The organism is Enterobacter sp. 342 (genome assembly GCF_036663495.1).
GTDB lineage: Bacteria > Pseudomonadota > Gammaproteobacteria > Enterobacterales > Enterobacteriaceae > Enterobacter.
In genome coordinates, this window is sequence record NZ_JAWUEI010000083.1 from 1 (window position 1) to 3,968 (window position 3,968).

Sequence of the window (3,968 nt, forward strand, 5' to 3'; positions counted from 1 at the left end):
GAATGGGTTCATGTGCAGCTCCATCAGCAAAAGGGGATGATAAGTTTATCACCACCGACTATTTGCAACAGTGCCGTCAATAGCCTTGGTGGGGACGAGCATCTACTGAGCAGCGCCAAACTGGCCTTTTCTGCCTCACATAGTCTGGTATTAGGTACTGCCAGCGTACTGTTAATTCTGCTGGCGGTAGTCGTTTGGTTTACCCTGCCAGAGAGGAAAATACGGCAATTGGGCAAACAGCGTGCCACACCTCACTGATTAGGGTGTGGTTAACACTTCATTAATTAAACAGTCATTACTCTTACTTAACTGTGTGATATACCTATTTAGGGTTTGAAACATTAGAGTTTGAAATAGGTAAGGTCTGAGCAATGACTGAGCAAACGTCCCCCGCACAACTTGATCTCGATAGCGCGGCTCAGCCCCCCAGAGTTTATATCCGGGGGGACTGGGTGTTGGCGCATTACTGCGTTTTGGAGCCGCGCGTTGCGCAATTGCGCGCTAATATGCCCAGTGGGGGGGTATTTGATCTCAACCAACTGGGGGCGTTAGATACCGCCGGTGCAACGTTGTTAGCTCTGCTTCTGGGTGAGGACCGTGTAGCAAATTTACGCGAACTTGCGCCTAAATTGCCAGAAGAGCGGAGGATATTACTTGAAACGGTAAGCCATGTATTGCCTGACTTAACCCCTGAGTTGTCTGAAAAACCCACACGGTTTTGGCTTGAGATGCTGGCTAATACCGGCCGTTCGGTAGATAACTTATGGCAAGATATTAAGTCACTATTGGGCTTTATTGGTCTGGCGCTGGAAACCTTGCTGGGAACACTTTTTCGCCCCTCCCGCTGGCGCATTACCTCATTAATTGCCAATATTCAACAGATTGGCCTCAATGCTGTGCCGATCATTATGTTGCTCACCTTTTTGGTGGGGGCAGTTATCGCCTTTCTCGGTGCAACCGTACTCACTACTTTCGGCGCGGGCATTTTTACCGTCGATTTGGTGGTATTTTCTTTTCTACGTGAATTTGCGGTACTGCTTACCGCGATCCTGATGGCAGGGCGAACAGCCAGTGCTTTTACCGCTGAAATTGGCTTGATGAAAGCCAATGAAGAGATTGATGCTATCCAAACACTGGGCTTGAATCCGGTCGAACTGTTGGTGCTACCGCGCGTCTTGGCACTATTGATCTCTCTGCCGATGCTAACCTTTATTGGCATGGTTTGCGGTATTTTCGGTGGCATGGTGGTGTGTGCCTTAACACTGGATATCTCTCCCACTATGTTTTTGTCGATTATGCAAAACAGTAATGGGTTGCAGCATTTTCTGGTGGGAATAAGTAAAGCCCCTATTTTTGCTTTCCTGATTGCTATTATTGGCTGTCTGGAGGGGTTCAAAGTAACCGGTAGTGCTGAATCAGTCGGGGTTCATACCACCACCAGTGTGGTGCATTCGATCTTTGTGGTGATTTTGCTTGATGCCGTGGCAGCGCTATTTTTCATGGAAATGGGGTGGTGAGCCAAATGACGCAAGATGCAATCATTCAAATTCGCGATCTGGTTAACTGCTTTGGCGTACAGTGCGTGCATCAAGGGTTGAATCTTGATGTTAAGCGCGGCGAAGTTCTTGGCGTGGTTGGTGGCTCGGGTACCGGTAAATCTGTTCTGTTACGCAGTATTGTTGGGTTACGTCGTCCGACTGACGGGAAAATTCATGTTTTTGGCAAGGATTTAATGGCACTGTCAGGTCAATCCCGCGCCATGGTCGAGCGCCGATTCGGCGTATTATTTCAACGAGGCGCACTGTTCAGTTCTCTAACCGTGACCGAGAACGTGGCATTACCATTAATAGAAAACGCCGGATTACCCCGGTCTGAGGCTGAGCGATTGGCTCAGGTTAAACTGGCACTGGCTGGGCTACCGCCGGGCACTGGCAGTAAGTATCCAGCATCTCTGTCGGGTGGTATGGTCAAGCGTGTTGCGCTAGCCCGTGCCTTAGCACTGGACCCGGATATTCTGTTTCTTGATGAACCGACTGCGGGTCTTGATCCCATTGGTGCGGCGGCGTTTGACAGTTTGATCCGCACCCTGCGGGATGCCCTCAATCTAACGGTATTCTTGGTGACCCACGATCTGGATACGCTGTATACACTGTGTGATCGTGTGGCGGTGCTTTCGCAGAAAAAAGTGCTGGTGGTTGATACTCTGGATAAAGTTGCAGCGACTGATGATGGCTGGATTCAGGCGTATTTTCATGGCCCACGTGGCCGGGCTGCTTATCAGGCAGCGGCAATTAACAGTGGAGAGAGGTTGTAATATGGAAACCCGTGCTCATCATGTCGTTATTGGTTTGTTCACTCTTATTGTGGTGAGTGCCGCGCTGCTGTTTTGCCTATGGCTGACAAATTCCGGTTCTGATCGCCAGTTCAGATTGTACGATATCGTTTTCAATGAGCCTGTGAGTGGCCTGTCACAGGGTAGCACCGTTCAGTACAGCGGGATTCGAGTCGGTGAGGTGACGCAATTACGCCTGGACCGAGACAATCCGAATAAGGTTTGGGCACGTATTCGCGTTTCTGCATCTACTCCGATACGCGAAGATACCCAAGCTCGTCTCACCGTCGCGGGTATTACCGGCACCTCAAATATTCAATTCAGCAGTGGCAGCCAGACCAGCCCGTTGCTGGAGGGCAAAGATGACGAGGTTCCTATCATTATTGCTACCCCTTCGCCGATGAGCCAGTTACTGGCTAACGGTGAGAATTTCATGACCAATGCGAATGAAGTGTTGGTGCGTTTGAACCAGTTGCTGGCACCGGATAACCAGCAGCGCCTAGTAACGACACTGGATAATCTCGCGCTGGTCACCCAAACTGTGGCTGATCAACGTGGTGATCTCCGTACCCTGTTGCAGCAGTTGGCGCAGGCCAGTAAACAGGCTAATGAGACACTGACTCAAACCAATCGCCTGCTGCGTAATGCTAACGGCTTAATGGATGGGCAGGGGAAACAACTGGTCAGTGATGCCGCCAAAACCATGGCATCGTTGCAAAATACCAGTACCATCCTCAATAAATTGGTGAGTGAAAATAAAACCTCACTCAATAACGGGATGCAAGGGATGAATGAGCTGGGGCCGGCAGTAGATGAGCTGCGCAGAACATTAGCGACATTACGTGCCGCCGTTTCTCGTTTGGAAGAAAACCCAGCGGCCTTGTTGCGCGGCCGTGAAAGAACACAGGAGTTTACGCCTTAATGCTCTCTTTTAATGTGATGCGCTATGCAGGCCGCCGCGTGTGGCTATTGATGATATCCGGGGGGGCGATACTGCTCTCTGCCTGCACCATTTTACCTTCGGCCCCTGTATCACAAGTTTATCTTCTGCCGGTGCCACCTGCAGTCAGTGTGCCACACGCGCAGACAGTAAACTGGTCATTACGGGTTTCACAACCGGCGACGAACCAGTTTCTTAATAGCTCACGCATAGCGGTGCAGCCTCAGGGCCAGGAGATTGCGGTTTATAAAAACTCCCGTTGGAGTGATTCGGCGCCGATTTTGGTGCGCAATCGTCTTATTCAGGCGTTCCGTAGCGATGGGCGAATCCGTGCAGTCAGTAGCGACGATGATAGCTTGCAGGCTGATGTGGAGTTGAGTGGTGATCTGTCCGCGTTCCAAGGGGTATACCATGTTGGTAGCAGCGAAGTGCTGATCCGTTTTGATGCTCGGCTGGTAAGAATTTCAGATCGTAGGATTATTGCGACTCGCCAGTTTGACATTCGCCAACCGATAAAAGGTAACGAGATGAACGAGGTGGTTCAGGCCTTTGGCCTGGCCAGTGACCAGTTAGCCACTCAAGTGCTCAACTGGACGATGCAGCAATCCCCTGCGCAGGGTGGCACTGTTGCAAAGTTAGCGATGAGGCAGCCTTTTGTCTTATTCAAAGGCCTTACATTTCAAAAACTCTGCTTAC

General features: G+C 50.5%; 4 protein-coding genes and 1 pseudogene. All 5 read left to right on the plus strand.

All coding sequences use genetic code 11. The features are described from left to right. Positions 1-36: 36 nt before the first annotated feature. Entirely contained in the window at positions 37-258 is a 222-nt protein-coding gene (locus tag V6E55_RS25120; RefSeq protein ID WP_410493482.1) for a hypothetical protein, read from the plus strand. A 113-nt stretch (positions 259-371) separates the two neighbouring features. After that, the gene (locus V6E55_RS25125; protein ID WP_001325018.1) at positions 372-1,517 is read left to right on the plus strand and encodes an MlaE family ABC transporter permease; all 1,146 of its coding nucleotides are present in this window, start codon (positions 372-374) and stop codon (positions 1,515-1,517) included. 5 nt (positions 1,518-1,522) lie between these two features. Continuing rightward, complete coding sequence (locus V6E55_RS25130) at positions 1,523-2,314, plus strand: ABC transporter ATP-binding protein (RefSeq protein ID WP_001325019.1); 792 nt, start codon at positions 1,523-1,525, stop codon at positions 2,312-2,314. Position 2,315: 1 nt separating this feature from the next. Further along, the gene (locus tag V6E55_RS25135; RefSeq protein WP_000449980.1) at positions 2,316-3,254 is read left to right on the plus strand and encodes an MlaD family protein; all 939 of its coding nucleotides are present in this window, start codon (positions 2,316-2,318) and stop codon (positions 3,252-3,254) included. A 17-nt stretch (positions 3,255-3,271) separates the two neighbouring features. Beyond that, positions 3,272-3,883: pseudogene (locus V6E55_RS25140) on the plus strand (ABC-type transport auxiliary lipoprotein family protein); the annotation flags it as partial. Between the last annotated feature and the right edge of the window lie 85 nt (positions 3,884-3,968).

Coding starts and splice junctions, on each gene's coding strand:
- V6E55_RS25125 (WP_001325018.1), top strand. CDS start 372: ATGACTGAGCAAACGTCCCCCGCACAACTTGATCTCGATAGCGCGGCT.
- V6E55_RS25120 (WP_410493482.1), top strand. CDS start 37: ATGATAAGTTTATCACCACCGACTATTTGCAACAGTGCCGTCAATAGC.
- V6E55_RS25130 (WP_001325019.1), top strand. CDS start 1,523: ATGACGCAAGATGCAATCATTCAAATTCGCGATCTGGTTAACTGCTTT.
- V6E55_RS25135 (WP_000449980.1), top strand. CDS start 2,316: ATGGAAACCCGTGCTCATCATGTCGTTATTGGTTTGTTCACTCTTATT.